This is a genomic window from Pseudomonas sp. PSPC2-3, from assembly GCF_049898265.1.
GTDB lineage: Bacteria > Pseudomonadota > Gammaproteobacteria > Pseudomonadales > Pseudomonadaceae > Aquipseudomonas > Aquipseudomonas veronii.
Genome location: NZ_JAFCXJ010000001.1, coordinates 268,118 through 293,849, shown reverse-complemented (window position 1 = coordinate 293,849; position 25,732 = coordinate 268,118). Strand labels below are relative to the sequence as shown.

At 63.2% G+C, this 25,732-nt stretch carries 22 protein-coding genes and 1 pseudogene; 17 read left to right on the top strand and 6 right to left on the bottom strand.

All coding sequences use genetic code 11. The annotated features are described in order from the left end of the window. Nucleotides 1-31: 31 nt before the first annotated feature. Together ilvA and ACP7E3_RS01350 are read left to right on the top strand one after the other, a co-directional pair. On the top strand, nt 32-1,546 hold the full coding sequence (ilvA, locus tag ACP7E3_RS01355) for a threonine ammonia-lyase, biosynthetic (RefSeq protein ID WP_017845060.1): 1,515 nt from the start codon (nt 32-34) through the stop codon (nt 1,544-1,546). 41 nt (nt 1,547-1,587) lie between these two features. After that, on the top strand, nt 1,588-2,001 hold the full coding sequence (locus ACP7E3_RS01350; RefSeq protein WP_017845059.1) for a DUF2269 family protein: 414 nt from the start codon (nt 1,588-1,590) through the stop codon (nt 1,999-2,001). Nucleotides 2,002-2,112: 111 nt separating this feature from the next. Here ACP7E3_RS01350 and ACP7E3_RS01345 read toward each other — a convergent pair whose 3' ends face one another. Next, entirely contained in the window at nt 2,113-2,769 is a 657-nt protein-coding gene (locus ACP7E3_RS01345) for an HAD family hydrolase (RefSeq protein WP_046381729.1), read from the bottom strand. Nucleotides 2,770-2,912: 143 nt separating this feature from the next. Here ACP7E3_RS01345 and ACP7E3_RS01340 point away from each other — a divergent pair, with 143 nt between their 5' ends. Together ACP7E3_RS01340 and ptsP are read left to right on the top strand one after the other, a co-directional pair. Continuing rightward, nucleotides 2,913-3,392: an RNA pyrophosphohydrolase gene (locus ACP7E3_RS01340; protein ID WP_026139795.1), complete on the top strand. Its 480-nt coding sequence runs from the start codon at nt 2,913-2,915 to the stop codon at nt 3,390-3,392. Between the two features lie 22 nt (nt 3,393-3,414). Beyond that, nucleotides 3,415-5,694 carry a phosphoenolpyruvate--protein phosphotransferase gene (ptsP, locus tag ACP7E3_RS01335; protein ID WP_017845056.1) on the top strand — a complete coding sequence of 760 codons (2,280 nt, stop codon included), beginning with the start codon at nt 3,415-3,417 and terminating at the stop codon, nt 5,692-5,694. A 141-nt stretch (nt 5,695-5,835) separates the two neighbouring features. Here the strand turns inward: ptsP and ACP7E3_RS01330 are convergent, their stop codons facing one another. Next, nucleotides 5,836-6,582 carry an NRDE family protein gene (locus ACP7E3_RS01330; RefSeq protein WP_426122123.1) on the bottom strand — a complete coding sequence of 249 codons (747 nt, stop codon included), beginning with the start codon at nt 6,580-6,582 and terminating at the stop codon, nt 5,836-5,838. 121 nt (nt 6,583-6,703) lie between these two features. Between ACP7E3_RS01330 and ACP7E3_RS01325 the strand changes: the two genes are divergently transcribed. The 3 genes from ACP7E3_RS01325 (at nt 6,704) to ACP7E3_RS01315 (ending at nt 9,251) form a co-directional block, all read left to right on the top strand. Continuing rightward, a complete protein-coding gene (locus tag ACP7E3_RS01325) occupies nt 6,704-7,486 on the top strand; it encodes a sulfite exporter TauE/SafE family protein (protein ID WP_017845054.1) in 783 nt (260 codons plus the stop codon). Nucleotides 7,487-7,552: 66 nt separating this feature from the next. Beyond that, a complete protein-coding gene (gene lgt / locus ACP7E3_RS01320; protein WP_057003970.1) occupies nt 7,553-8,365 on the top strand; it encodes a prolipoprotein diacylglyceryl transferase in 813 nt (270 codons plus the stop codon). Between the two features lie 52 nt (nt 8,366-8,417). Next, nucleotides 8,418-9,251 carry a thymidylate synthase gene (locus ACP7E3_RS01315; protein WP_057003969.1) on the top strand — a complete coding sequence of 278 codons (834 nt, stop codon included), beginning with the start codon at nt 8,418-8,420 and terminating at the stop codon, nt 9,249-9,251. Between the two features lie 82 nt (nt 9,252-9,333). Here ACP7E3_RS01315 and cadR read toward each other — a convergent pair whose 3' ends face one another. Next, on the bottom strand, nt 9,334-9,783 hold the full coding sequence (gene cadR, locus ACP7E3_RS01310) for a Cd(II)/Pb(II)-responsive transcriptional regulator (RefSeq protein ID WP_017845051.1): 450 nt from the start codon (nt 9,781-9,783) through the stop codon (nt 9,334-9,336). An 84-nt stretch (nt 9,784-9,867) separates the two neighbouring features. Between cadR and ACP7E3_RS01305 the strand changes: the two genes are divergently transcribed. The 8 genes and pseudogenes from ACP7E3_RS01305 (at nt 9,868) to ACP7E3_RS01270 (ending at nt 19,500) form a co-directional block, all read left to right on the top strand. After that, nucleotides 9,868-12,126, top strand: coding sequence for a heavy metal translocating P-type ATPase (locus ACP7E3_RS01305; protein WP_426122122.1), 2,259 nt, complete (start codon nt 9,868-9,870; stop codon nt 12,124-12,126). A 16-nt stretch (nt 12,127-12,142) separates the two neighbouring features. Continuing rightward, entirely contained in the window at nt 12,143-13,006 is an 864-nt protein-coding gene (locus ACP7E3_RS01300) for a LysR family transcriptional regulator (protein WP_057003967.1), read from the top strand. A 237-nt stretch (nt 13,007-13,243) separates the two neighbouring features. Beyond that, nucleotides 13,244-14,308, top strand: coding sequence for a putative 2-aminoethylphosphonate ABC transporter ATP-binding protein (locus ACP7E3_RS01295; RefSeq protein ID WP_046381733.1), 1,065 nt, complete (start codon nt 13,244-13,246; stop codon nt 14,306-14,308). A gap of 1 nt (nt 14,309) precedes the next feature. Then, complete coding sequence (locus ACP7E3_RS01290; protein WP_411220684.1) at nt 14,310-16,022, top strand: putative 2-aminoethylphosphonate ABC transporter permease subunit; 1,713 nt, start codon at nt 14,310-14,312, stop codon at nt 16,020-16,022. 18 nt (nt 16,023-16,040) lie between these two features. Further along, the gene (locus ACP7E3_RS01285; RefSeq protein ID WP_046381735.1) at nt 16,041-17,054 is read left to right on the top strand and encodes a putative 2-aminoethylphosphonate ABC transporter substrate-binding protein; all 1,014 of its coding nucleotides are present in this window, start codon (nt 16,041-16,043) and stop codon (nt 17,052-17,054) included. A 125-nt stretch (nt 17,055-17,179) separates the two neighbouring features. Then, nucleotides 17,180-18,310, top strand: a pseudogene (locus ACP7E3_RS01280) (TIGR03364 family FAD-dependent oxidoreductase); the annotation flags it as partial. Further along, nucleotides 18,310-18,864, top strand: coding sequence for a phosphonate degradation HD-domain oxygenase (locus ACP7E3_RS01275; RefSeq protein WP_026139794.1), 555 nt, complete (start codon nt 18,310-18,312; stop codon nt 18,862-18,864). The pseudogene ACP7E3_RS01280 and the gene ACP7E3_RS01275, both read left to right, overlap by 1 nt. 93 nt (nt 18,865-18,957) lie before the next feature. After that, on the top strand, nt 18,958-19,500 hold the full coding sequence (locus ACP7E3_RS01270; protein WP_046381737.1) for a hypothetical protein: 543 nt from the start codon (nt 18,958-18,960) through the stop codon (nt 19,498-19,500). A gap of 6 nt (nt 19,501-19,506) precedes the next feature. On the opposite strand, the gene ACP7E3_RS01265 is transcribed toward ACP7E3_RS01270, so the two are convergent. Both ACP7E3_RS01265 and ACP7E3_RS01260 read right to left on the bottom strand, forming a co-directional pair. After that, nucleotides 19,507-20,874 carry a DUF3482 domain-containing protein gene (locus ACP7E3_RS01265; protein WP_017845042.1) on the bottom strand — a complete coding sequence of 456 codons (1,368 nt, stop codon included), beginning with the start codon at nt 20,872-20,874 and terminating at the stop codon, nt 19,507-19,509. Further along, nucleotides 20,867-22,246 (bottom strand): DUF2868 domain-containing protein, encoded by a 1,380-nt coding sequence (locus ACP7E3_RS01260; RefSeq protein WP_104904289.1) that lies wholly within the window; start codon nt 22,244-22,246, stop codon nt 20,867-20,869. The genes ACP7E3_RS01265 and ACP7E3_RS01260 overlap by 8 nt, the downstream gene beginning before the upstream one ends. A gap of 90 nt (nt 22,247-22,336) precedes the next feature. Between ACP7E3_RS01260 and ACP7E3_RS01255 the strand changes: the two genes are divergently transcribed. Continuing rightward, a complete protein-coding gene (locus tag ACP7E3_RS01255) occupies nt 22,337-22,849 on the top strand; it encodes a dihydrofolate reductase (RefSeq protein ID WP_102618289.1) in 513 nt (170 codons plus the stop codon). An 84-nt stretch (nt 22,850-22,933) separates the two neighbouring features. Here ACP7E3_RS01255 and ACP7E3_RS01250 read toward each other — a convergent pair whose 3' ends face one another. Then, the gene (locus ACP7E3_RS01250; protein ID WP_057003963.1) at nt 22,934-24,325 is read right to left on the bottom strand and encodes an L-cystine transporter; all 1,392 of its coding nucleotides are present in this window, start codon (nt 24,323-24,325) and stop codon (nt 22,934-22,936) included. 241 nt (nt 24,326-24,566) lie between these two features. Between ACP7E3_RS01250 and ACP7E3_RS01245 the strand changes: the two genes are divergently transcribed. Beyond that, the gene (locus tag ACP7E3_RS01245) at nt 24,567-25,628 is read left to right on the top strand and encodes a hypothetical protein (RefSeq protein WP_046381742.1); all 1,062 of its coding nucleotides are present in this window, start codon (nt 24,567-24,569) and stop codon (nt 25,626-25,628) included. Nucleotides 25,629-25,732: the final 104 nt, after the last annotated feature.

Genomic DNA, 25,732 nt, shown 5'->3' with positions numbered 1-25,732 from the left:
CCCTGCCCACTCCGCCCAGTGATGCCTGCCGATGCTTGAACAGTACGTCAAAAAGATCCTCACCTCGCGCGTTTACGACGTTGCCATAGAAACCCCGTTGCAGGCCGCCCGCCAGCTCTCCGAGCGGCTGGGCAACAAGGTCTTGCTCAAGCGGGAAGACTTGCAGCCGGTGTTCTCGTTCAAGATTCGCGGCGCGTACAACAAGCTGACCCAGTTGACGGCCGATGAGCGCGCGCGCGGCGTGGTCACCGCTTCGGCGGGCAACCATGCCCAGGGCCTGGCCCTGGCGGCCAAGGTGCTGGGGGTCAAGGCCACTATTGTGATGCCCAAGACCACCCCGGAAATCAAGGTCGAAGGCGTGCGTTCCCGTGGCGGCAAAGTGGTGCTGCACGGTGATTCGTTCCCGGAAGCCCTGGCCTACTCGCTGAAACTGGTCGACGAAAAAGGCTACGTCTACATTCACCCCTACGACGACCCGCACACCATTGCCGGGCAGGGGACCGTGGCGATGGAGATCCTGCGCCAGCACCCTGGGCCGCTGGACGCGATCTTCGTGCCGGTCGGCGGCGGCGGGCTGATCGCCGGTATCGCAGCGTATGTGAAATACCTGCGTCCGGAGATCAAGATCATCGGCGTCGAGCCGGACGACTCCAACTGCCTGCAGGCCGCCATGGCCGCCGGCGAGCGCGTGGTGCTGCCGACCGTGGGGATTTTTGCCGATGGCGTGGCGGTGGCGCAGATCGGCCAGTACACCTTCGACATCTGCAAAGACTATGTGGACGAAGTGATCACCGTCAGCACCGATGAAATCTGTGCGGCGATCAAGGACATCTATGACGACACCCGCTCCATCACCGAGCCAGCGGGCGCCCTGGGTGTGGCGGGCATCAAGAAATATGTCGAGAGCCGTGGCGTCACCGGGCAAACCCTGGTGGCCATCGACTCCGGCGCCAACGTCAACTTCGACCGCCTGCGCCATGTGGCCGAGCGCGCCGAGCTGGGTGAAGGCCGCGAAGCCATCATCGCCGTGACCATCCCCGAGAAGCCGGGCAGCTTCAAGGCGTTCTGCGAGGCCGTGGGCAAGCGCCAGATCACCGAATTCAACTATCGCTACCACTCCGGCCGCGAGGCGCACATTTTCGTCGGCGTGCAGACCCATCCGGAAAACGATCCGCGCAGCGCATTGATCGCCAGCCTGACCAGCCAGGGTTTCCCGGTGCTCGACCTGACCGAGAACGAACTGGCCAAGTTGCACATCCGCCACATGGTTGGCGGGCACGCGGCGAAGGTCAGCGATGAAGTGGTGTTTCGCTTCGAATTCCCGGAGCGGCCGGGCGCCTTGTTCAACTTTCTTAACAAATTAGGCGGGCGCTGGAACATCTCGATGTTCCACTATCGCAACCACGGCGCAGCCGACGGCCGCGTGGTCGCCGGCCTGCAAGTCCCGGCGGACGAGCGCCATCTGGTATCGGCAGCCCTTGAAGCCATCGGCTACCCGTACTGGGATGAAAGCGATAACCCGGCTTACAAACTGTTCCTCGGTTGAGCGACTACGCTGATTGGGGCGGCCTTTAAGGAAGACGACACATGGAAACCCTGACCACCCTCAAAGTTATCCACATGGCGGCGACCGTGTTGTTGCTGCTCAGCGGCCTCGGCCTGGCGCTGCTGGCCTGGCGCAAACGCAGTGCCGGCCCGGCGATCACCGTGCAGCGCCCGTGGGCGTTCGTATGGTTGTTGATGGGGATCTGCCTGATCAGCATGCCGTTTACCGGCTGGTGGCTGGTGCATCTGGTCGGCTGGCCGCTGGGGCAGACCTGGATTCTGGGTTCCAGCCTGCTCTACACCGTCGCGGCGCTGTGCTGGTTCTGGCTGGTGGCGCGGCTCAATCGCTTGCGCAAGGGCGAGGGCGGTAGCCTGAATTTCACCTTGGCATTGGCGGTGGTCAGCCTGGTGGGGTTTGTGGCGATTGCGGGGTTGATGGGGGCCAAGCCGGTTTAAGGCTTGGGACCGAGTTGTCTGCATCGGGAGCAAGCTCCCTCCCACATTTAACCGCGTACATCCGTTGAAATGCAGTTAAATGTGGGAGGGGGCTTGCCCCCGATAGGGCCATCAGCTCCGCAGCGTAATCACCGGCCAGCCGCGTTTTTCAGCCTCAGCCCGCAGATTCGGGTCCGGGTCTACCGCGATCGGATACGTCACCTGCTCCAGCAGCGGCAAGTCATTCATCGAATCGCTGTAGAAGTAGCTGTCTTCCAGGCTGTGCCCGGTTTCTTCCAGCCAACGGTTCAGGCGCGTCACCTTGCCTTCGCGAAAGCACGGCACATCGGTGCTGCGCCCGGTGTAGCGGCCGTCTTCCATCTCGCATTCGGTGGCGATCAGGGCGTCTACGCCCAGGCGTGCGGCAATTGGCGCGGTGACGAAGCGGTTGGTCGCGGTGATGATCACCAGCTTGTCGCCAGCGGCGCGGTGCTTGGCCAGCAGTTCAAATGCCTGCGGCAGCATGATCGGCTCGATGCAGTCGCGCATGTAGTCGTTGTGCCATGCCTCCAATTGGGCCATTTCGGTGCGGCCGAGGATTTCCAGGCAAAAATTCAGGTAGGCCGCGTTATCCAGCTGGCCGGCCAGGTAGTCCTGATAGAATTCGTCGTTGCGTGCCTTGTAGGTCACCGGGTCGAGAAATCCGCGTTCACAGAGGTAATCGCCCCAGGCGTGATCGCTGTCACCCCCCAGAAGCGTGTTGTCCAAGTCGAATAAAGCCAGGCGCATTACAGTTACCCGCTGAAAAGTCTGTAAAAAGGCGTCCAGAATACGGTCTTTTCACAAGACTGCACATAAGCTAAGAAGCCTCGTTGCCGCTGGAACAACCTTTGTGGAACAATGCGACGACATGCGTTTGCGAGGTTGTTGCCGTGATCGACCCCGATGGTTTCCGTCCTAATGTCGGGATTATTCTTACGAATGATTCCGGACAGGTCCTATGGGCTCGCCGAATCAACCAAGATGCCTGGCAGTTTCCTCAAGGTGGGATCAACCCTGACGAAACCCCTGAAGACGCCTTGTACCGCGAGTTGAACGAAGAAGTCGGCCTTGAGCGCGAAGATGTGCAAATTTTGGCCTGTACCCGTGGCTGGTTGCGTTATCGTTTGCCGCAACGCCTGGTGCGTACCCACAGCCAACCGCTGTGTATCGGCCAGAAGCAGAAATGGTTTCTCCTGCGCCTGATCTCCAACGAGCAGCGGGTGCGGATGGATTTGACCGGTAAACCGGAGTTCGATGGCTGGCGTTGGGTCAGTTATTGGTATCCGTTGGGCCAGGTGGTGACATTCAAGCGCGAGGTTTATCGTCGCGCTCTCAAAGAGCTTGCCCCGCGCCTTTTAACGCGCGACTGACGACGGAGTTCGACCCCGAGCCATGCTCAATACGCTGCGCAAGATCGTCCAGGAAGTTAACTCCGCCAAGGATCTCAAGGCGGCGTTGGGGATTATTGTGTTGCGCGTCAAGGAAGCCATGGGCAGCCAGGTCTGCTCGGTTTACCTGCTGGACCCCGAGACCAACCGTTTTGTGCTGATGGCGACCGAGGGCTTGAACAAGCGCTCCATCGGCAAGGTCAGCATGGCGCCCAATGAAGGTCTGGTGGGCTTGGTAGGGACGCGTGAAGAACCCCTGAACCTTGAAAACGCGGCTGATCACCCGCGTTATCGCTACTTTGCCGAAACCGGCGAAGAGCGCTACGCCTCGTTCCTCGGCGCGCCGATCATTCACCACCGCCGCGTTGTCGGCGTGTTGGTCATCCAGCAGAAAGAACGCCGCCAGTTCGACGAAGGCGAAGAAGCCTTCCTCGTGACAATGAGCGCGCAATTGGCCGGGGTGATCGCCCATGCCGAAGCCACCGGCTCGATTCGCGGCCTGGGGCGCCAGGGCAAGGGCATCCAGGAAGCCAAGTTCGTCGGCGTACCGGGCTCGCCAGGTGCGGCCGTCGGTACGGCCGTGGTCATGTTGCCGCCGGCCGACCTCGATGTGGTGCCGGACAAGACCGTCAGCGACATCGACGCCGAAATCAAACTGTTCAAGACCGCCCTGGAAGGCGTGCGCGCCGACATGCGCAACCTGTCGAACAAGCTCGCCACCCAACTGCGCCCCGAAGAGCGAGCGCTGTTCGAGGTGTACCAGATGATGCTGGATGACGCGTCGCTGGGCAGCGAAGTCAAAAACGTGATCAAGACCGGCCAGTGGGCCCAGGGCGCGCTGCGCCAGGTGGTCTCCGATCACGTCAACCGTTTCGAATTGATGGACGACGCCTACCTGCGCGAGCGCGCCTCGGATGTGCGCGACCTCGGTCGCCGTCTGCTCGCTTACTTGCAGGAAGACCGTTCCACCAACCTGGTCTACCCCGACAACACCATCCTGATCAGTGAAGAACTGACCGCCACCATGCTCGGCGAAGTGCCGGAAGGCAAACTGGTGGGCCTGATCTCGGTGCTCGGTTCGGGCAACTCCCACGTCGCGATCCTGGCCCGGGCCATGGGCATTCCGACGGTGATGGGCCTGGTGGACCTGCCGTATTCCAAGGTCGACGGCATCGAAATGATCGTCGACGGCAACCGTGGCGAGGTGTTCACCAACCCCAGCGAAGTGATGCGCAAGCAGTACGCCGAGGTGGTGGAAGAGGAACGCCAGCTGTCCCAGGGCCTCGACGCCTTGCGCGAACTGCCCTGCGTGACCCTCGACGGGCATCGCGTGCCGCTGCTGGTCAACACCGGCCTGCTCGCCGATGTGGCCCGCGCGCAACAACGCGGCGCCGAAGGGGTGGGGCTGTACCGCACCGAAGTGCCGTTCATGATCAACCAGCGCTTTCCGAGCGAGAAGGAGCAGCTGGCGATTTATCGCGAGCAACTGTCCGCCTTCCATCCGTTGCCGGTGACGATGCGCAGCCTGGACATTGGCGGCGATAAGTCACTGTCGTATTTCCCGATCAAGGAAGACAACCCCTTCCTCGGCTGGCGCGGGATTCGCGTCACCCTCGACCACCCGGAAATTTTCCTCGTACAAACCCGCGCCATGCTCAAGGCCAGCGAAGGCCTGAACAACCTGCGCATCCTGCTGCCGATGATCTCCGGCACCCATGAGTTGGAAGAAGCCCTGCACCTGATCCACCGCGCCTGGGGCGAGGTGCGCGACGAAGGCGCCGACGTACCGATGCCGCCGATCGGCGTGATGATCGAAATTCCGGCGGCGGTGTACCAGGCCAAGGAGCTGGCGCGGCAGGTGGACTTCCTGTCGGTGGGCTCCAACGACCTGACCCAATACCTGCTGGCCGTGGACCGCAACAACCCACGGGTGGCCGACCTCTACGACTACCTGCACCCGGCGGTGCTGCAAGCGCTGCAACATGTGGTGCGCGACGCCCATGCCGAAGGCAAGCCGGTGAGCATCTGCGGGGAAATGGCCGGCGATCCGGCGGCAGCGGTGCTGTTGATGGCGATGGGCTTTGACAGCCTGTCGATGAACGCCACCAACTTGCCGAAGGTGAAGTGGCTGCTGCGCCAGGTCAACCTGAGCATGGCCAAGGAACTGCTGGCCGAGCTGATGACCATCGACAACCCGCAAGTTATCCACAGCTCGCTGCAACTGGCGCTGAAGAACCTGGGGTTGACGCGGATGATCAACCCGGCCTCTGCCAAGACCCTCTAAAACCTGGCGCCGATCAAAAATGTGGGAGGGGCGGTGCGACGATTCGACTTGCCCCCGATTACGGAGTGTCAGTCAGCACACTTTTGGCTGATACACCCTAATCGGGGGCAAGCCCCCTCCCACATTGGTTTTGTGGTGTGTCTAGAGCGAGAGTTCGACTTCGCCGAGCCGCCCACCGTGCGGCCCAAAACTGCGCTCCACCATCTGCCGCGTGCCGTCCGCATTCACAATCAGCGCTGTACTCGCCCGTGTCCCATAACTGGGGCTGGCGATAAATACGCTTGATAGCAAACTCTCGGTCGCCAAGCCCACGCCGGTGTCCGGCAAGTCGGCAAACGGCGCGGTCTGCGGGTCGCTCAAGATATCCAGCAAGGTTTCCGGCTGCGGGTTCTCCAGTACCTCGCCCAGCGCCGCCTTGGCCTTGAGCAATTTCGGCCATGGCGTGTCGAGCCCTGCATTGGAAAGGCCGTACACCCCGGCGGGCAGCTGCGTAGGCACGCTGTCGCGGGCGTTGTAATGCCACAGTTCATCCCGCGTGCCCACCAACAGGTTGAACCCGGCATATTCAATCGCGCGGCCGTTGATCTCCGCCAAATACTGCTCAAGCGGCAGCGAACCGCTGAGAAACCGCGCCACCAATTCCCCACGCGACTTGCGGGCCGGCGGCTGGTGCGGGTCGCGGATATTGGTCAGGGCGGCAAACCGCCCGTCGGCGTTCACCCCCAGCCAGGTGCCGCCCGCTTCCTGGTCGCGGCCGGCATAGACGGCAGGCGCATCCGGCCATTGGGCCAGCGGCAGGCTGGGGCGGGCGTAGAACTCGTCACGGTTGGCCGCGACGATCAGCGGTTGGGCATGGCCCGGCCGCCAGGCGAAAACAATCAGGCACATCAGGCGATCTCCCTTTGTGTGTTTGGCCACTCTACCTACACTGGCGCGGGCGTTCCATCGTATCCAGTTGGGTCGCATGCCTTCCATCCGTTAACATGCCGGACTTGGTTTGGGGGCTCCCATGGAATTTCTGCTGTATTTACTGCTGGGCGCCTGTGCCGGGGTGCTCGCCGGGCTGTTTGGCGTGGGCGGCGGGATCATTATCGTGCCGGTGCTGGTGTTCAGCTTCACCTTGCAGGGCTTCGACCCGCAGGTGCTGACCCACCTGGCCGTGGGCACGTCCCTGGCGACGATCATCTTCACCTCGATCAACGCCGTGCGTGAGCACCACCGACGGGGCGCAGTGCGCTGGCCGATCTTTGTGTGGATGACCGTGGGCATCCTGATCGGCGCCGGTTTTGGCGCGCTGACGGCGGAGGCGATTTCCGGCCCCCACTTGCAGAAGATCATCGGCGTGTTCGCGCTGATCATCGCCGTGCAGTTGGCCCTGGAGGTCAAGCCCAAGGCCAGTCGAACGGTGCCGGGCAAGCTCGGTCTGACCCTGGCGGGCACGGTGATCGGCTGGGCCTCGGCGATTTTCGGGATTGGCGGCGGTTCGCTGACCGTGCCGTTTCTGACCTGGCGCAGCGTGCCGATGCAGCAAGCGGTGGCCACTTCGTCGGCCTGCGGGCTGCCGATTGCGCTGGCCAGTGCATTAAGTTTCATGATTCTGGGCTGGCATGACCCGCTGCTGCCCGCTCATAGTCTAGGGTTCGTGTATTTGCCGGCGCTGCTGGGCATTGCCCTGACCAGCATGGTGTTTGCCCGCTTCGGCGCGCGCCTGGCGCACCGTTTGTCGCCGCGCTTGCTAAAACGCCTGTTTGCCGGGCTGCTGTTTTGCGTGGGTTTGAATTTCTTGCTGTAACGCAGCCTTAATCGCGCCCGGGCATGGTCCCGGTCGCCATAACGAATGATTTAACGAGGAGTCGCAATGCTGCCTTACCCGCAGATCGACCCGGTGGCCCTGGCCATCGGTCCGCTGAAAATCCACTGGTACGGGTTGATGTACCTGATCGGCATCGGCGGCGCCTGGCTGCTGGCTTCCCGGCGCCTGAACCGTTTCGACCCGACCTGGACCAAGGAGAAACTCTCCGACATGGTGTTCTGGTTGTCGATGGGGGTCATCGTCGGCGGACGCCTGGGGTATGTGCTGTTTTACGACTTGCCCGCCTACATCGCCAACCCGACGCTGATCTTCGAGGTATGGAAGGGCGGCATGGCCTTCCACGGTGGGTTTATCGGCGTGATGCTCGCCGCCTGGTGGTTTGGCCGTCGCAACGGCAAGTCGTTCTTCGAGCTGATGGACTTCGTTGCGCCGCTGGTGCCGATCGGTCTGGGCGCCGGGCGTATCGGTAACTTCATCAATGCCGAACTGTGGGGCAAGCCGACCGACGTGCCGTGGGCCATGGTGTTCCCGCCGTTCAGCGACCCGGCGCAATTGCCGCGTCATCCGTCGCAGCTGTACCAGTTCGCCCTGGAAGGTGTGGCACTGTTCCTCATTCTGTACATTTTCTCGCGCAAGCCACGGCCGACCATGGCTGTGTCGGGTATGTTCGCGTTGTTCTACGGCATCTTCCGTTTTGTCGTCGAGTTCGTGCGCGTCCCGGATGCGCAACTGGGCTACCTGGCGTTCGGTTGGGTGACCATGGGCCAGATCCTCAGTCTGCCGATGATCATCGTCGGCCTGGGCCTGCTGTGGTGGGCGTACAACCGTCCGCAACCGTTGAAGAACACCGCGCTTTGAATTCGAATGCCGAGGCCTGCGAGGTCTCGGCTGCACCGATACGGGTAATGACATGAAGCAATATCTCGAACTACTGAACGACGTCGTGACCAATGGCCTGACCAAGGGCGACCGCACCGGCACCGGCACCAAGGCTGTGTTTGCCCGTCAGTATCGGCATAACTTGGCCGACGGCTTCCCGCTGCTGACCACCAAGAAGCTTCACTTCAAAAGCATCGCCAACGAATTGATCTGGATGTTGAGCGGCAACACCAACATCAAGTGGTTGAACGAGAACGGCGTGCGTATCTGGGACGAGTGGGCCACCGAAGACGGTGATCTGGGCCCGGTGTACGGCGAGCAGTGGACCGCCTGGCCGACCAAGGACGGCGGCACGATCAATCAGATCGACTACATGGTCGAGACGCTGAAGACCAACCCCAACAGCCGCCGCATCCTGTTCCACGGCTGGAACGTCGAGTACCTGCCGGACGAGACCAAGAGCCCCCAGGAAAATGCGCGCAACGGCAAGCAGGCCCTGCCGCCGTGCCACCTGCTGTACCAGGCGTTCGTGCATGACGGCCATCTGTCGATGCAGTTGTATATCCGCAGCTCCGACGTATTCCTCGGCCTGCCGTACAACACCGCCGCGCTGGCGCTGCTGACCCACATGCTGGCCCAGCAGTGCGACCTGATCCCCCACGAGATCATCGTCACCACCGGCGACACCCACGCCTACAGCAACCACATGGAACAGATCCAGACCCAACTGGCGCGCACGCCGAAGAAGCTGCCGGAATTGGTGATCAAGCGTAAGCCTGCGTCGATCTATGACTACAAGTTCGAAGACTTCGAAATCGTCGGTTACAACGCTGACCCAAGCATTAAAGCCGACGTCGCCATCTAAAGGCTGCCTCCGTCTAAAGGTGTGGGCTTGTGTGGGAGGGAGCAAGCCCCCTCCCACACTTTGATTCGGTTACCAGGCTGAATTAATGCCCATGGCTTCTGCCCACATGCGAAGGCTCAGCCTCGCTGGCGGCGACACTGCCGCTGACCTCCAGGCGCTGCAATATCCCGCACTGATCCAGCTCCGGCCCGCTGCCACAGCGCTGGCGCAGGTCGATCAGCTGTTCCTGCAATGCCAACAAGCCGTCGATCCGCGCTTTGACATGGTGGATATGCTCGTCGATCAGCGCATTCACGTTTTCGCATTGGTCCTGCGGGCTGTCTCGTAAGCCCAGCAGGCTGCGGATTTCTTCCAGGGTCATGTCCAGGCTGCGGCAGTTGCGGATAAACACCAACCGCTCGGTGTGCGCCTGGGTGTACACGCGGTAGTTGGCCTCGGTGCGTGCCGGTGGTGGCAGCAAGCCTTCCTTCTCGTAATAACGGATGGTTTCCACCGGGCAGTCGGTCAGCTTGGCCAATTCGCCGATCTTCATCGCAACAATCTCCAAATGGGTGCTTGACCCTATAGTGGCTACAGGGTCTTTACTTGGCAACAGGCACCTTACGGACGCGACCAGATGAGCGACTCCCATCACACCCCGCACACGCACGATCACGCGCATGACCACGCTCATGCGCCGAAAAAACTGACACCGGTGCATGACCACGGCCACGCCGGTGCCTGCTGCTCCGGCACGCCAGCCCCGGCGTTGGTGCAACTGAGCACCGCGCCCAGCGCCGATTCGCGCCTGAGCACCTTCCGCATCGAAGCCATGGACTGCCCCACCGAGCAGACCCTGATCCAGAACAAACTGGGCAAGCTTGCCGGTGTGCAGCAGTTGGAATTCAACCTGATCAACCGCATCCTCGGTGTCACCCATGACCTGCCGAGCACCGCGCCGATCATCGACGCCATCAAGTCCCTGGGCATGCAGGCCGATCCGATCGAAGAGGGCACCCCGGCCGCCGCGCCGCCCGCTAAGAAACACTGGTGGCCGCTGGCGTTGTCCGGCGTCGGCGCCCTGGCGGCCGAAGTGATCCACTTCACCAATGCGGCCCCGACCTGGGTGATTGCCTTGGTGGCGCTGGTCTCGATCCTCAGCGGCGGCCTGACCACCTATAAAAAGGGCTGGATCGCCCTGAAAAACCTCAACCTGAACATCAACGCGCTGATGAGCATCGCCGTGACCGGCGCGATCCTGATCGGCCAATGGCCGGAAGCGGCGATGGTGATGTTCCTGTTCACCGTGGCCGAATTGATCGAAGCCAAGTCCCTCGACCGCGCGCGCAATGCCATCAGCGGCTTGATGCAGATGACCCCGGAACGGGCCACAGTGCGCCAGGCCGACGGCAGTTGGGCCGAACGGGAAGTGAACAGTGTGGAATTGGGCGCCATCGTGCGGGTTCGCCCCGGCGAGCGCATCGGCCTGGACGGCGAAGTCACCGCCGGCCAGTCGACCATCGACCAGGCGCCGATCACCGGCGAAAGTCTGCCGATTGAAAAAACCGTGGGCGATAAAGTCTTCGCCGGCACCATCAACCAGGCCGGTTCCCTGGAATACGCAGTCACGGCGGCCGCCAGCAACTCGACCCTGGCGCGGATCATCCACGCCGTGGAACAGGCTCAGGGCGCCCGCGCGCCGACCCAGCGTTTTGTCGACCGTTTCGCGAAGATCTACACCCCGGCGGTGTTCCTGTTTGCCCTGGGCGTGGCGCTGATCCCGCCGCTGTTCATGGCTGGCGTCTGGTTCGACTGGATCTACCGCGCCCTGGTGCTGCTGGTGGTCGCATGCCCGTGCGCCTTGGTGATCTCCACCCCGGTGACCATCGTCAGCGGCCTGGCCGCAGCGGCGCGCAAAGGCATCCTGATCAAGGGCGGCGTGTACCTGGAGGGCGGTTACAAGCTCGACTACCTGGCCCTCGACAAGACCGGCACTATCACCCACGGCAAACCGGTGCAAACCGACTACCTGGCACTGTTCCCGAATGTCGAAGACAGTGCGCCGGGGTTGGCCGCCGCCCTCGCCGGGCGTTCCGACCACCCGGTATCGCTGGCCATCGCCAACGCGGCGGTGGATAAAAACCTGCCGCGCCATGCTGTGGATAACTTCACTGCCCTGACCGGTCGCGGTGTGCGCGGTGATATCAACGGCGCAACCTACCACCTGGGCAACCACCGCCTGGTGGAAGAACTCGGCCTGTGCTCGCCCGCGCTGGAAGACAAACTCTTCGCCCTGGAGAAACAAGGCAAATCCGTGGTGCTGCTGCTCGACAAATCCGGCCCGCTGGCGCTGTTCGCCGTGGCCGACACGGTCAAGGACAGCAGCCGCGAAGCGATCCAGCAGTTGCACGAGCTGGGCATCAAAACCCTGATGCTCACCGGCGATAACACCCACACTGCCCAGGCGATTGCGGCCCAGGTTGGCATCGACCAGGCCCAGGGCGACCTGTTGCCCACCGACAAACTGCTAGCCATCGAAGCCCTTTACGGCCAAGGCCGGCGCGTGGGCATGGTCGGCGACGGCATCAACGACGCCCCGGCGTTGGCCCGCGCCGAGATCGGTTTTGCCATGGCCGCGGCAGGCACCGACACTGCCATCGAAACTGCCGACGTGGCCTTGATGGACGATGATTTGCGCAAGATTCCGGCTTTCATTCGGTTGTCGCGGCAAACCTCGAGTATCCTCAAGCAGAACATCGCCCTGGCGCTGGTGATCAAGGCGGTCTTCCTTGCGGTCACCTTCCTGGGCATGGCCACCATGTGGATGGCGGTGTTCGCCGACATGGGCGTAAGCCTGCTGGTGGTGTTCAATGGCCTGCGCCTGCTGCGCAAATAAATGATGTGAGGGTGGTGTGCTGAGTGCCGAGTTGAAGGCGTTTTTTATGGTCGCCCGCCTGGGCAGCATTACCCAGGCGGCGAAAAAACTCGGCCTGAGCCAGCCCACCGTCACCACGCAGATCCGCAACCTGGAAAGCCAGTACGGCGTCGAGCTGTTCTATCGCGGGGGCCGCCGCCTGACGGTCAGCGACGAAGGCGCGCGCCTGCTGCCGATGGTCAAGACGCTGTTGCAGCAGGAAGCGGATATCGAGTTTTTCCTGCGTAACAGTGGCCAGGTCCAGGGCGCATTGCGGATTGCTGCGACGGCGCCGTATTACATCCTCGACCTGGTCAAAGCCTTCCGTGAGCGTTTGCCCCAGGTGGACGTGTCGGTGGAAATCGGCAACTCCCAACAGGTGCTCGAAGCCCTGGATGATTACCGCGTCGACGTCGCCGCGTCCTCGCAACTGCTGGAAGACCCGCGCCTGATTCGCCGTGTGCTGGGCACCGATCCGCTGGTGCTGGCGGTGCATCGCAACCACCCGTTGGCGACGCTCGATCATGTGCCGTTGACCGCGCTGGCCGGGCATACGCTGTTGATGCGTGAAGCCGGCTCCACCACGCGACGCCTGACGGAACAGCTGCTGCAGGGTGCCGGCGTGAGTTACGGGCCGCTGCTGGAAATCGGCAGCCGCGAGTCGATTCGTGAAGCGGTGCTGCGCAATATCGGCATCAGCATCATCGCCCGCCAGGAAGTGCCCCATGACCCGCAACTGCGAGTGCTGACCATCGAGAACGCGCCGCAGATCGCTGAGTATCTCTACTGCCTCAAGGAAAGAAAAGGCGCTCGCCTGCCAGCTGCTTTTCTCGGGTTGGCGCAGGAAATGTCGCCGATCTGAAATCCGGTGGTGACCTTGAGGGCGCTATCGGGGGCAAGCCCCCTCCCACACTTGACCGAGTTCCAACATGAGAATGCGGTCAAAATGTGGAAGGGGGCTTGCCCCCGATAGCGCCAGACCTGGCACCCCCCCTACCCAAATCCACCAATACCACTATCGCCACGTTTTGCCTTTCTGCCACATCAGGGACGCATTGCCTGCCTAGCATGGCCCTCATCTGTTTGATGAGGTGCCTCCATGAACACAGCCCTGACCCAACCCGGCGCGCCAATGAAGGTGCGCGGTATCCAGAAACGTTTCGGCGCCTTTACCGCGCTGGACAACGTGTCCCTGGACGTCGCCGCCGGCGAGCTGGTGTGCCTGCTGGGCCCGTCCGGTTGCGGCAAGACCACGCTGCTGCGCTGCATCGCCGGCCTCGAGCGCCAGGACAGTGGGGAGCTTTATCTGGGTGAGCGGGATGTTTCCCTGCTGCCGCCGCAGGCGCGGGACTACGGCATTTTGTTCCAGTCCTACGCGCTGTTCCCCAACCTCAGCGTTGAAGCGAATATCGGCTACGGCCTCACCGGCAGCGGTCGCGATGAAGTGCGCAAGCGTGTCGGTCAGATGCTCGAACTGGTCGGCCTGCTCGGCAGCGAAAAGAAATACCCCGGCCAACTCTCCGGCGGCCAGCAACAACGGGTCGCCCTGGCCCGCGCCTTGGCGCCGGCACCCTCGCTGTTGCTGCTCGATGAACCGATGTCGGCCCTCGACGCTCGCGTCCGTGAGCACCTGTGTACCGAACTGCGCCAACTGCAACGGCGCCTGGGCGTCACCACGCTGATGGTCACCCACAATCAGGACGAAGCCATGTTGATGGCCGACCGCATTGCCGTGATGAACAACGGTAAGGTCGAGCAATACGCCACGCCCCAAGAGATCTACGACCGCCCGGCCACACCGTTCGTGGCGGAGTTCGTCGGCCAGGGCAATTGGCTGCCGTTCAGCCGCAGCAGCGCGAGCCACGCCCAGGTCGGCGGGATGCACATGCGCCTGGCCGATGACGCTGGCGCGGCCACCTCCGGGCGCCTGTTCTGCCGCCCGGAGGCGATCAGCGTCAACCCGCTGGTGCATGAAGAGAACCTGTTTGCGGCCAAGGTCCGCGAGATCACCTTCCTCGGCAACCGTTGCCGCATGAGCTTTGAACTGGCGCAACTGCCCGGTCATCCGCTGCTGGCCGAACTGGCTCCGGAAGCCATGCCGCGCCTGGGGGCCCAGGACATCTGGGTCGCGTTGCCGCCGCGCAGCCTGCAGGTGTTTGCCTGACATGGGTGCGCTGATGACGCTGCCCATTGCACGCCGGGTGTCCCGCGCCGAGTTGGGCGACCGCCTTTTCGTGCTGGGCGGCAAATGGCTATGGCTGTGCCTGCTGGGTATCGCGGTGTTGTTGCCGCTGCTGGCGATCTTCTGGCGCGGCTTCAGCAGCGAAGCCGGGCAGGGCGGCGGGCTGGTGGCGGCACGGGAACTGGTCAGCAGCGCCAACTTCCACTGGCTGCTTGGGAATAGCCTGAAAGTCTCCCTCAGCGTGGCGGTCATTGTCGTACCGCTGGCGTATCTGTTTGCCTACGCGCTGCAACGCACACTGATCCCGGCCAAGGCGCTTTGGCGCGCCCTGTCGCTGCTGCCGTTGATGGCGCCGTCAATGCTGCCGGGGATCGCGTTGGTCTATCTGTTCGGCAACCAGGGCCTGCTGCGCGGTTTGTTGTCGGAGAATATCTACGGCTTCTGGGGCATTGTCCTCGGTGAGGTGATCTACACCTTCCCACACGCCTTGATGATCCTGTTGTCGGCGCTTTCCCTGGCGGATGCGCGCTTGTTCGATGCCGCCTCGAGCATGGGTGCCAGCCCGGCCCGGGCATTTCGCAGCATCACTTGGCCTGCCACGCGCCAGGCAGTGTTCGCCGCGTTTTGCCTGGTGTTCACCCTGACCATCACCGACTTCGGCGTACCGGTGGTGGTCGGCGGCGATTATCAGGTGCTGGCGCTGGAAGCCTACAAGGCCGTGGTCGGCCAGCAACAGTTCGGGCGCGGGGCGTTGATCGGCATGGTGTTGCTGCTGCCGGCGCTGTTCAGCTTTGGCGTCGATACCTGGCTGCGTCGGCGCCAGGGTGATGCCATGGGCGGCCGTGCCCAAGTGTTCCAGCCGGCCCCGTCGCGGCGGCGCGATGCCTGTTACCTGGCCATCGTGCTGCTGATCTGCGCGGTGTTGCTGCTGGTGTTCGGCATGGCGGTGTACTCGTCGCTGGTGAAGTTCTGGCCCTACAACCTGTCGCTGTCGCTCAACCACTACCAGTTCGAAGACACAGCCGGCGGCGGCTGGCTGGCGTACCGCAACAGCCTGACCCTGGCGCTGTGTACGGCGTTGATCGGCAGCGTGCTGATCTTCACCGGCGCGTACCTGATGGAAAAGACCCAGGGCCAGAAAGGCCTGAACCTGGCGCTGCGCATGCTCAGCTTCGTGCCGATGGCCGTGCCGGGCCTGGTGCTGGGCCTGGGCTACGTCTTCTTCTTCAACCTCAGCGGCAACCCGCTGCATGTGTTCTACGGCACCATGACGCTGCTGGTGGTGTGTACCATCGCTCATTATTTGACCACCGCGCAGATGACCGCCACCACCGCACTGCGCCAGTTGGACGCGGAGTTCGAAGCCGCCGCGTTGTCGCTCAAGGCGCCGCTGTACCGCCACTACCTGCGCGTCACCGTGCCGATTTGCCTGCCGGCGCTGCTGGACATCGTGCGCTACCTGTTTGTGTCGGCGATGACCACTGTCTCGGCGGCGATCTTCCTCTACAGCCCCGACACCATCCTCGCCGCCGTCGCCGTGTTGAACATGGACGACGCCGGCAATGTGGGCGGCGCGGCGGCCATGTCCACTTTGATTCTGTTCACTTCGGCCGGCGTCTCGCTGCTGCTGGCGTGGGCCTCACGTGGCGCGTTGCGCCGCTCCCAAGCCTGGCGCCAGACCGCGCCGGGCCAATAACCCTGAAGGAGGTATGCCATGTTCAAGCCCCTCGCGTTGGTCGCTGCCGTACTCACTGCATTCAGTCTGAATGCCTTCGCCAAGACTGAATTGACCGTGTACACGGCCCTCGAAGCCGAGCAATTGAAGACCTATAAACAGGCCTTCGAGCAGGCCAACCCCGACATCGAAATCAAATGGGTGCGTGACTCCACCGGCATCATCACCGCCAAGCTGCTCGCGGAAAAAGACCGCCCGCAAGCCGATGTGGTCTGGGGCCTGGCCGCGTCGAGCCTGGCGATCCTCGACCAGCAAGGCATGCTCGAAAGTTACGCGCCCAAGGGCCTGGACAAGATCGGCAAACACTACCGTGACGCCGCCAACCCGCCTGCGTGGGTCGGCATGGACGTCTGGGCCGCGACGATCTGCTTCAACACCGTCGAAGCCGAGAAGCAGGGCCTGAGCAAACCGGTGAGCTGGCAAGACCTGACCAAGCCTGAGTACAAGGGCAAGATCGTGATGCCCAACCCGGCGTCCTCGGGCACCGGTTTCCTGGATGTGAGCGCCTGGCTGCAGACCTTCGGCGAGAAGCAGGGCTGGCAGTACATGGACGACCTGCACCAGAACATCGGCCAGTACGTCCACTCCGGTTCCAAGCCGTGCAAGCTGGCGGCTTCGGGTGAATTCCCGATCGGTATTTCCTTCGAATACCCGGCCGTGCAGTTGAAGCGCCAGGGCGCGCCGCTGGACATCATCCTGCCAAAAGAAGGCCTGGGCTGGGACATCGAAGCGACGGCGGTGATCAAAGGCAGCGCCCACGCCGACGCGGCGAAGAAACTCGCCGACTTCTCCGCCAGCACCGCGGCGATGGACCTGTACAAGGACAACTTCGCCGTGCTCGCCCAGCCGGGCATCGCCAAGCCGCAGACCGAATTGCCGGCGGACTACGAGCAGCGGCTGATCAAGAACGACTTCACCTGGGCCTCGAAAAACCGCGACAGCATTCTGACTGAATGGCGTAAGCGCTATGACGGCAAGTCGGAAAAACAATAAATTTCACCTCTACCTGTAGGAGCGAGCTTGCTCGCGAAGAACCCATAGACGACGCGGGCTACCTGATAGCGCTGCGTTATCGTTGACGTGCTTCGCGAGCAAGCTCGCTCCTACAGAGGGTTACGTATGTCATGACAGATTTATTGATCATCGGCGCCGGCATCCTCGGCCTGTCCCACGCCTACGCAGCAGCCAAGCGCGGGCTCAAGGTCAAGGTGTTCGAGCGCAGCGCCACGCCGTTGGGCGCCTCGGTGCGCAACTTCGGCCAGGCCCTGGTCACCGGCCAACCGCCAGGCCCGATGCTCGACCTGGCGCGGCAAAGCCGCGATATCTGGGGCGAATGGGCGCGGCTGGCCGGCTTGCAGCTCAAGCGCAACGGCTCGTATCTGTTCGCCCGCAGCGAAGCCGAAGAACACCTGCTGGAAGCCTTCTGCGCCGGCCGCGCCCAGGCGTATGGCTATAACGTCGAACTGCTGCAGGGCGCGGCGTTGCGGGATCTGTACGGCGGCCAATTCCGTCATCACCGCGCAGCGTTGCACGGCAAGGACGATCAGCAGCTGTATTCGCGCGAGGCGATCCCGGCGTTGATCGATTACCTGCGCGGGGAACTGCAGGTGGAGTTTCACTTTTCGACCCTGGTGCGCGACGTCGAGCCCGGCCAGTTGCACAGCACGGCGGGCAGTTTTCGTGGCGCGCAGATCGTGGTCTGCTCGGGCCACGACTACCAAACCCTGCTGGCCGAAGCGATTGCCGAACTCGACCCGCATATCTGCCGCCTGCAAATGCTGCGCGCACGGCCGGCGGTCAACCTGAACCTGCAACATGCCTTGCTCACCGGCCTCAGTTGCGTGCATTACGGCGCGTTTGCCGACCTGCCGGAAGCGGCGGCGGTGCAGGCGCAGATCCTGCGCGAGGCACCGTACCTGCATGAGCACGGGATTCACTTGCTGATCAGCCCGACGCCCCATGGCGAACTGATCATCGGCGACTCCCACGACTACGGCCGCGATGCGTCGCCGTTCAACGCCGAGCAGGTCGATGACTGGATGCTCGAACTGGCCGAGCAGACCCTGGGTTGCAAGGTCCAGGTGGTCGAGCGTTGGCAGGGCGTCTACGGCGCACGCGGGCGGGTGCCGTTCTCGTTCCTGCGCGTGGCGCCCGGCGTCAGCGCCGCGTTGATGCATACCGGCGTGGGCATGAGCGTGGGGCCGGCGCTGGGCGAGCGCAATATCAGCGCACTGTGGGGGGCGGCATGATGAATCCGCAGCAGGTGATTGCCGAGGTTTTCGGCCTGTACGAGCAACACGGCACGGCGGATTACATCGGCGAGGCGGTGTCGCAGCTCGAACACATGTCCCAGGCCGCGCAGTGGGCCATGGCCGAAGGCTTCGACGATGAAGTGGTGCTGGCGGCGTTTTTCCACGATATCGGCCATCTTTGCGGCCAGGGCGGTGCGAACATGGGCGGCTATGGCGTGGTCAGCCATGAGCGGCTGGGCGCCGATTACCTGCGCCGCGTCGGTTTCAGCGAGCGCCTGGCGCGGCTGGTGGAATATCACGTCGAGGCCAAGCGCTACCTGACATTCAGCCAGCCGGACTACTACGCCCGGTTGAGCGAAGCCAGCCGCCGCACGCTGGCGTATCAAGGCGGGGCAATGACGCCTGACGAAGCGCGGGCGTTCGAGCAAGACCCGCTCTACGCCATCAGCCTGCGTCTGCGCCACTGGGACGAACAGGCCAAGCAAGCGCAGGTGCCGGTGCTCGATCTGCAGGTACTCAAGGCCAAGGCCGCGCGGCTACTGGTTGCGTAGATTGGCCTTACGCCAAACGCAGATGCGCCGCCTAGAGCCCCTGAGGTCGGATCACTAAGGTGGCTTGCTTCTTCAATCCAAGGAGCAACGCTGATGCGCTACTTAAAAGTGACGGCCCAGGACATGAGCGGCAACGGTCGGGCGGACACAGTCATCCTGCACTTCTATGAGCAGCAGGCTGGCTGTCCTGATGAACTGATCCACGAGATCTTCGCCGTGGACATGAGCGCGGACGGCCGGGTCGACCTGCAATGGGCGGACGATCTGAACCCGGTCACCCGCCCTTGTCGGCTGGAAAAACAGCGGGTGGACACCTTCGCCGACTGCTTTTTGAAGTTGAACTGGTTCAATCGGCGCAGCCACTGGCAGCGCACGTTGACGCTGTACGTCGATCATTACGCCAAGGCCGGCACGCCCAACGCGGTCAAGCTGGAATTCCAAGAGCGCACGGCGCCGCAGTGCAAGGGCTCGCTGATCTACAAGGCGGCGGCCTATGACGGCGATGGCGACGGGGTGCTGGAATCGTTTACCAATAGTGACATCGACCGCGACGGTATTGCGGACAAGGCCGATAAAGAGCTGATCCGCACGTTGTGTACGACCTTTCTGGGCTTTGAGTGGTACGCGCGTCAATAAGCGGGGTCAGGCTTCATCGAGCCGGGCGGCCAGGGCTTCGACCTGCTCCTGGCGCTCGGCCTGGCTCAATTTGGCGTGAGGGTTGAGGGACGACCACTGCGGGTGGGCGCGGGCCTTGTGCAGGGCGTCGGGCAGTTTGCCTTCGCGCCAGGTCTTGTCCTGCGGCGTGTCGACCTTGATGCTGTGCATCGCCGCATGACCGCGCAGGTTCAGGGCCTTGAGCAATTGGCGTTGGCGCAGGGCCAGCAGGCGCAGCACGCTGTCGTCGACGGTCAGCTCGCGCTGGCCCTTGATTTTGCCCAGCAGGCGCCCGCCATAGCTGCGCGCGGTTTGCAGCGCGCCACCGGCAATGGCGCCCGCCAGCGCGGCGGCGCCAAGGGTCAACCCACCCACCAGCAGGTCGACCCCGGCACCGGCGGCCGCGCCGGCGGCAATCCCGCCGCCGACGCGCACGCCGAGTTGCTTGAGGGTTTCCGGGTTGAACAGGTCATCGCCCCAGCGCCCGTCGAGCAGCGGCAAGTCGCTGGCGGCGGCGTCCTGCGGGCGGAAGCCGAACAGCTTGAGCAAGGCTTCCACGCAACGCTGCTCGCGCTGGCGCACGGCCTTGCGCAAATCGCCGATGGCTTGCGGTTCCTCTTCAGTGACCACGCTGCGCCGGCACGCGGCGCAGTCGATCAGCAGTTCGGCGATCAGCCGCGCGGCACTTTGCTGGCGGGCCTGGCGTTGGGCGTGCTGGTCGAGGATCAGCCGTTCCAGTTGGGGCCGGGCGTTTTCCAGTAGCAGGGCGAGGCTTTCATACAGGCGGCGTTCGCCGTCTTCCGGCGGCGCGACGCTGTCGAACCGCACCAGTGCGTGCAGGCCGAGGCGGGCCAGGGCTTCGCGCCAGTCCGGTTCGCGATGATCGTTGCTGCTGACGAAGTTGAGCACGGGCAATAACGGTTTGCCGCAACTGGCCAGCACTTGCAGTTCGTCGCGGTATTTGGCCAGCACCGGCTCGCGGGCGTCGATCACATACAGGCCGGCGTCGGAGGCCAGCAGTTGGCGCAGCACCTTGGCTTCCTGTTCGAAACGCTGGCGGGCTTCGCTGCCTTCCAGGAAACGCGCCAAGCGTGCCGGGCCGTCGAGGCGTTCGCCGGGGCGATCGAGGCGCTCCAGATAGTCGAGCAGGGCGATGGCGTCTTCCAGGCCGGGGGTGTCGTAGAGTTCCAGCAGGGCTTCGCCCTCGACCGACAAGCGCGCGCCTTCGACATGCCGCGTGGTGCTGGGGCGATGGGAGACTTCGCCGAAACCGACATCGCGGGTCAGGGTACGCAGCAGCGAGGTCTTGCCGACATTGGTGTGGCCGACCACGGCGAGTTTCAGGGGTTTAGTCATGGCCGCTCTCCAGCCAGTTCAACGGCGCGCAATCGGCGAAGGGCAGCTCCAGTTGTTGCAGCGCCGCGTGCCAATCGCCCAGGCGCTCGGCGTCCAGCGCCTGGCCGGGTGGCGCTTGCAGCAGCCACACGCGGGTGGCGCTGGCGCTGCGCGCCAGTTCGGCGATCAGCGCCAGGCTGCCCCGGTCGGGCGAGCGGCGCGGGTCGCAGGCGATGGCCAGGCGCGCGGGCGGGAAGCGGGTCAGTTGTTCCAGCAGTTTGTGGCGTGATTCGCGGCTGTCGAGGATGCCGGCGTTCTGCACGTTGCCCGGCAGCTTCGGCGGCCACGGGTGTTGGTCGTCGAGTTCGATGGCGACCACCAGCGCGCCGTCGCTGTGCAGTTCGCTGACGCCGCCGCTGACGGCGTGCAACTGCTCCGGTGCCGCATCGTTGACCCCAAGCCGTTCGCTGCTCGGCATCAGGCGTTCGCGCAGTTGGCTGTAGCCGGGCAGGTTGAGGTCCAGGCGCAGGGCGGCGCGTCCGCGTTTCCAGCGCCACAGGCACAGCAGGGCAAGGATCAACCGCGGTAACAGGCCGTAGATCAGCAGCACGCCCACCAGCCAGGCAGCCCAGGCCTGGCGGGCGCTGTCGATGTTCAGGGCGGAATCGCCGCTGGCGCGGATCATCTCCACCGTGGGGACGTTGAAACCAAGCAGGGCGGGCAGGGCGCCGAGGGCTTGGGTCACGGCGACGAAGGTGTCGGCGCCGAGGATGGTGGTTTCCCACACAAAACCGTAGCGCCGGGTGGCGAGCAGCGTCAGCAGGATCGCCAGCGCGCTGAGCAACGCGAGTAACCACAGGCTGTTGACCAGCACCCCGACGGCCCAGCGATTGAGCTTCTGGCGCTGCAATAGCAGCAGCAACGCCGGCGCCAGTTGCGCGGCTTTGGCGTCACGCGCGAGTTTTTCGCTGAGCCACAACCACAGCCGGCCGAGGCTGGCGCTGTGTTCTCCGGCAAACAGCAGGCCCAATGCCCAACTGATCAGCAGGATCAGGTTCAAGCCGAGCAGGCTGCCCAGCGCCCAGAACACATTCACCGGGGTCAGGCCGTTACCCAGCGCAGCAAAGGCCAGGCCTGCACCACTGATCACCGCGACTATCGCCAGCAGTATCAGGGCCAAACGCGCACCTTGCAGCCAGCGGATGAGGGCGGTTGTCAGCCCATCGCGCTCGGCCAGGTGCAGGGCGCGCTGTTGAATGCGCGTCGACAGGTCGCCGCCGGCCGTGCGGGCCAGGCGATTGGCTTGCTGATCTTCCAGCGGGCCGGCGTGTTCTTCGCGCAGGCGCACGGTTTCCGTCAGCCAGAGTGTTTGCAGGGGGGTCAGTGCAGTCACGCGCCGTCCTGTTGTGTCAGTGAGCCTGGAGCATAACCGCTGTGCAGCCGGTTGGGGTACGCTTCGCGTGGCTCTGGTATTCTCGTCGCCATGAAAAAAACTCTCCCTCTAAGCCTGATCGCAGCCCTCGGTGAAAACCGTGTGATCGGCATCGACAACAGCATGCCCTGGCATTTGCCGGGGGATTTCAAATATTTCAAGGCCACCACCCTGGGCAAGCCGATCATCATGGGGCGCAAGACCTGGGACTCCCTGGGCCGACCGCTGCCGGGGCGCTTGAACATTGTGGTCAGTCGTCAGACCGACCTGGCGCTGGAAGGTGCGGAAGTTTTTCCGTCGCTTGAAGCGGCGGTGGCGCGTGCGCAAGCGTGGGCCCTGGAGCAGGGCGTGGATGAGCTGATGTTGATCGGCGGCGCGCAGCTTTATGCGCAGGGGCTGGAACAGGCGGATCGCCTGTACCTGACGCGGGTGGCGCTGAGCCCGGAAGGGGATGCGTGGTTTCCGGCGTTTGATGAGAACCAGTGGAAGTTGGTTTCCAATCTGCAGAACCCAGCCGAAGGTGACAAGCCGGCTTACAACTTCGAAGTTTGGGAAAAAGCCTAAAAGCATCGGGGGCAAGCCCCCTCCCACACTGACCGCATTTACTCGGTCAAATGTGGGAGGGGGCTTGCCCCCGATAGCGGTCTATCAGGCCTGCGCCAACTCCGCATGCTCATCCGCATTCAGCCGTTCTTTATCCGTCTGCTGCATGATCTGGCTGGTAATCGCCCCGGCTGTCATCGAACCGTTCACGTTCAACGCGGTACGGCCCATGTCGATCAGCGGCTCCACGGAAATCAGCAGCGCCACCAGTGACACCGGCAAGCCCATCGCCGGCAGTACGATCAGCGCGGCAAACGTCGCCCCACCGCCCACGCCGGCAACGCCCGCCGAACTCAAGGTCACAATCGCCACCAGGGTCGCGATCCACAGCGGGTCCAACGGGTTGATGCCGACCGTCGGCGCGACCATCACCGCCAGCATTGCCGGGTAGAGACCGGCGCAACCGTTCTGGCCGATGGTCGCGCCGAACGAGGCGGCGAAACCGGCGATGGCGTGCGGGATGCCCAGGCGGCGGGTCTGCGCTTCGATACTCAGCGGGATCGCCGCCGCGCTGGAGCGGCTGGTGAAGGCGAACGTCAGCACCGGCCAGACCTTGCGCAAGAAGCGCAGCGGGTTGATCCCGGCCAGCGACAGCAGCAGGCCATGCACGACGAACATCAGCCCCAGCGCCAGGTACGAGACCACGACAAAACTGCCGAGCTTGATGATGTCTTGCAGGTTGGAGCCGGCGACCACCTTGGTCATCAGCGCCAATACGCCGTAGGGCGTGAGCTTCATCACCAGGCGCACCAGGCGCATCACCCAGGCTTGCAGGGTGTCGATGGCGTTGAGCACTTTCTGGCCCTTTTCCACATCATCCTTGAGCAGTTGCAGCGCGGCCACGCCGAGGAAGGCGGCGAAGATCACCACGCTGATGATCGAGGTCGGCTTGGCGCGGGCCAGGTCGGCGAACGGGTTTTGCGGCACGAACGACAACAGCAACTGCGGGATATTCAGGTCGGCGACCTTGCCCGCGTAGTCGTTCTGGATCACTTGCAGGCGCGCCATTTCCTGGGTGCCGGCCACCAGGCCTTCGGCGGTGAGGCCGAACAGGTTGGTCAGGCCGATGCCGATCAGCGCCGCAATCGCGGTGGTGAACAGTAGGGTGCCGATGGTCAGGAAGCTGATCTTGCCCAGGGACGCGGCGTTGTGCAGACGTGCCACGGCGCTGAGGATCGAAGCGAACACCAGCGGGATCACGATCATTTGCAGCAACTGCACATAACCGTTGCCGACCAGATCGAACCAGCCGATAGAGGCTTTGAGGACCGGGTTGCCATCGCCGTAAATGGTGTGCAAGGCCGTACCGAACGCCACGCCGAGTATCAGGGCGAACAGGACCTTCTTGGCGAGGCTCCAGTTCGTTCGACGGGTTTGTGCCAGGCCCAGCAACAGGGCCACGAACACCAGTAAGTTGAGAATCAGGGGCAGATTCATTGAAGCTCCGTTGAGAGTGTTGCCAATCGCGTGAGCCTGCGATTGCGAACCGGGAAGCCTAACAGCTTGATATATATTGATTTAATACCAATATGGAATGGTGTCTGTCGTTTTTGGAATAAGTAGTTGGCGCTCAGGCACATGGCAATGGCGGAATCAGAACGCAAGCGGTCGCGACCGGGCGAAAACTGTCACAGGGATTTGTTAGCGTCGATGTCTTTCACTCAGGGAGACAACGCCTATGAAGCTCGCGCCGAAACTACTGGTATCCGCCGCATTCTGCCTCGCACTCGCCGGCCAGGCGTTCGCCGCCACCGAGTTGAAACACTGGCCGGCCCCGGCCGCCAAGCAACTGAACGAAATGATCGCCGCCAACGCCAACAAGGGTAACTTCGCGGTGTTCGACATGGACAACACCAGCTACCGCTACGACCTCGAAGAGTCCCTGCTGCCCTACATGGAAAACAAGGGCCTGATCACCCGCGACAGCCTCGACCCGTCGCTCAAGCTTATGCCCTTCAAAGACACCGCCGAGCATAAGGAAAGCCTGTTCAGTTACTACTATCGCCTCTGCGAAGTGGACGACATGGTCTGCTACCCGTGGGTGGCCCAGGTGTTTGCAGGTTTTACCCTCAAGGAACTCAAGGTCCAGGTCGATGAGTTGATGGCCTCCGGCAAGCCAGTGCCGGTCAGCTATTTCGAAGGCGACGCGGTGAAGAACTCCGAAGTCCAGCCGCCGAAAGTCTTCACCGGTCAGGCTGAGCTGTACAACAAGCTCATGGAAAACGGCATCGAGGTGTATGTGATGACCGCCGCGTCGGAAGAGCTGGTACGCATGGTCGCTGCCGATCCGAAGTACGGCTACAACGTCAAACCGCAGAACGTCATCGGCGTGAGCACCCTGCTCAAGGACCGCAAGACCGGCGAACTGACCACCGCACGCAAGCAGATCACTGCCGGCAAATACGACGAAAAAGCCAACCTCGGTCTGGAATTGACCCCCTACCTGTGGACCCCGGCGACCTGGATGGCCGGCAAGCACGCCGCGATCCTGACCTACATCGACGAATGGAAAAAACCGGTAATCGTCGGCGGCGATACCCCGACCAGCGACGGCTACATGCTGTTCCACGATGTGGACGTGGCCAAGGGCGGCATTCACCTGTGGGTCAACCGCAAAGACAAGTACATGACCCAGCTCAACGGCATGATGGCCAAACACGCGGCCGCCCAGGCCAAGGAAGGCTTGCCGGTGACGGCGGACAAGAACTGGGTGATCGTCAAGCCTGACGAGATCCAGTAACCACGGGTGTACGCCGGTAATTGTGGGAGGGGGGGGGGGGGCGGGCGGGGGGTGGTGTTTGGCACCCCCCGAAGGGGGGCCCCCCCCCCCCCCCCCAGGGGACC

What these genes read in the sequence shown, in the direction of transcription:
- ACP7E3_RS01325 (WP_017845054.1), top strand. Translation starts at nt 6,704, where the DNA reads ATGGAATTTCTGCTGTATTTACTGCTGGGCGCCTGTGCCGGGGTGCTC.
- ACP7E3_RS01345 (WP_046381729.1), bottom strand. Translation starts at nt 2,769, where the DNA reads ATGCGCCTGGCTTTATTCGACTTGGACAACACGCTTCTGGGGGGTGAC.
- ACP7E3_RS01290 (WP_411220684.1), top strand. Translation starts at nt 14,310, where the DNA reads ATGGGTGCGCTGATGACGCTGCCCATTGCACGCCGGGTGTCCCGCGCC.
- ACP7E3_RS01245 (WP_046381742.1), top strand. Translation starts at nt 24,567, where the DNA reads ATGAAGCTCGCGCCGAAACTACTGGTATCCGCCGCATTCTGCCTCGCA.
- ACP7E3_RS01330 (WP_426122123.1), bottom strand. Translation starts at nt 6,582, where the DNA reads ATGTGCCTGATTGTTTTCGCCTGGCGGCCGGGCCATGCCCAACCGCTG.
- ACP7E3_RS01255 (WP_102618289.1), top strand. Translation starts at nt 22,337, where the DNA reads ATGAAAAAAACTCTCCCTCTAAGCCTGATCGCAGCCCTCGGTGAAAAC.
- ACP7E3_RS01285 (WP_046381735.1), top strand. Translation starts at nt 16,041, where the DNA reads ATGTTCAAGCCCCTCGCGTTGGTCGCTGCCGTACTCACTGCATTCAGT.
- lgt (WP_057003970.1), top strand. Translation starts at nt 7,553, where the DNA reads ATGCTGCCTTACCCGCAGATCGACCCGGTGGCCCTGGCCATCGGTCCG.
- ACP7E3_RS01250 (WP_057003963.1), bottom strand. Translation starts at nt 24,325, where the DNA reads ATGAATCTGCCCCTGATTCTCAACTTACTGGTGTTCGTGGCCCTGTTG.
- ACP7E3_RS01275 (WP_026139794.1), top strand. Translation starts at nt 18,310, where the DNA reads ATGAATCCGCAGCAGGTGATTGCCGAGGTTTTCGGCCTGTACGAGCAA.
- ACP7E3_RS01270 (WP_046381737.1), top strand. Translation starts at nt 18,958, where the DNA reads ATGCGCTACTTAAAAGTGACGGCCCAGGACATGAGCGGCAACGGTCGG.
- ilvA (WP_017845060.1), top strand. Translation starts at nt 32, where the DNA reads ATGCTTGAACAGTACGTCAAAAAGATCCTCACCTCGCGCGTTTACGAC.
- ACP7E3_RS01265 (WP_017845042.1), bottom strand. Translation starts at nt 20,874, where the DNA reads ATGACTAAACCCCTGAAACTCGCCGTGGTCGGCCACACCAATGTCGGC.
- ACP7E3_RS01350 (WP_017845059.1), top strand. Translation starts at nt 1,588, where the DNA reads ATGGAAACCCTGACCACCCTCAAAGTTATCCACATGGCGGCGACCGTG.
- ACP7E3_RS01315 (WP_057003969.1), top strand. Translation starts at nt 8,418, where the DNA reads ATGAAGCAATATCTCGAACTACTGAACGACGTCGTGACCAATGGCCTG.
- ACP7E3_RS01295 (WP_046381733.1), top strand. Translation starts at nt 13,244, where the DNA reads ATGAACACAGCCCTGACCCAACCCGGCGCGCCAATGAAGGTGCGCGGT.
- cadR (WP_017845051.1), bottom strand. Translation starts at nt 9,783, where the DNA reads ATGAAGATCGGCGAATTGGCCAAGCTGACCGACTGCCCGGTGGAAACC.
- ptsP (WP_017845056.1), top strand. Translation starts at nt 3,415, where the DNA reads ATGCTCAATACGCTGCGCAAGATCGTCCAGGAAGTTAACTCCGCCAAG.
- ACP7E3_RS01305 (WP_426122122.1), top strand. Translation starts at nt 9,868, where the DNA reads ATGAGCGACTCCCATCACACCCCGCACACGCACGATCACGCGCATGAC.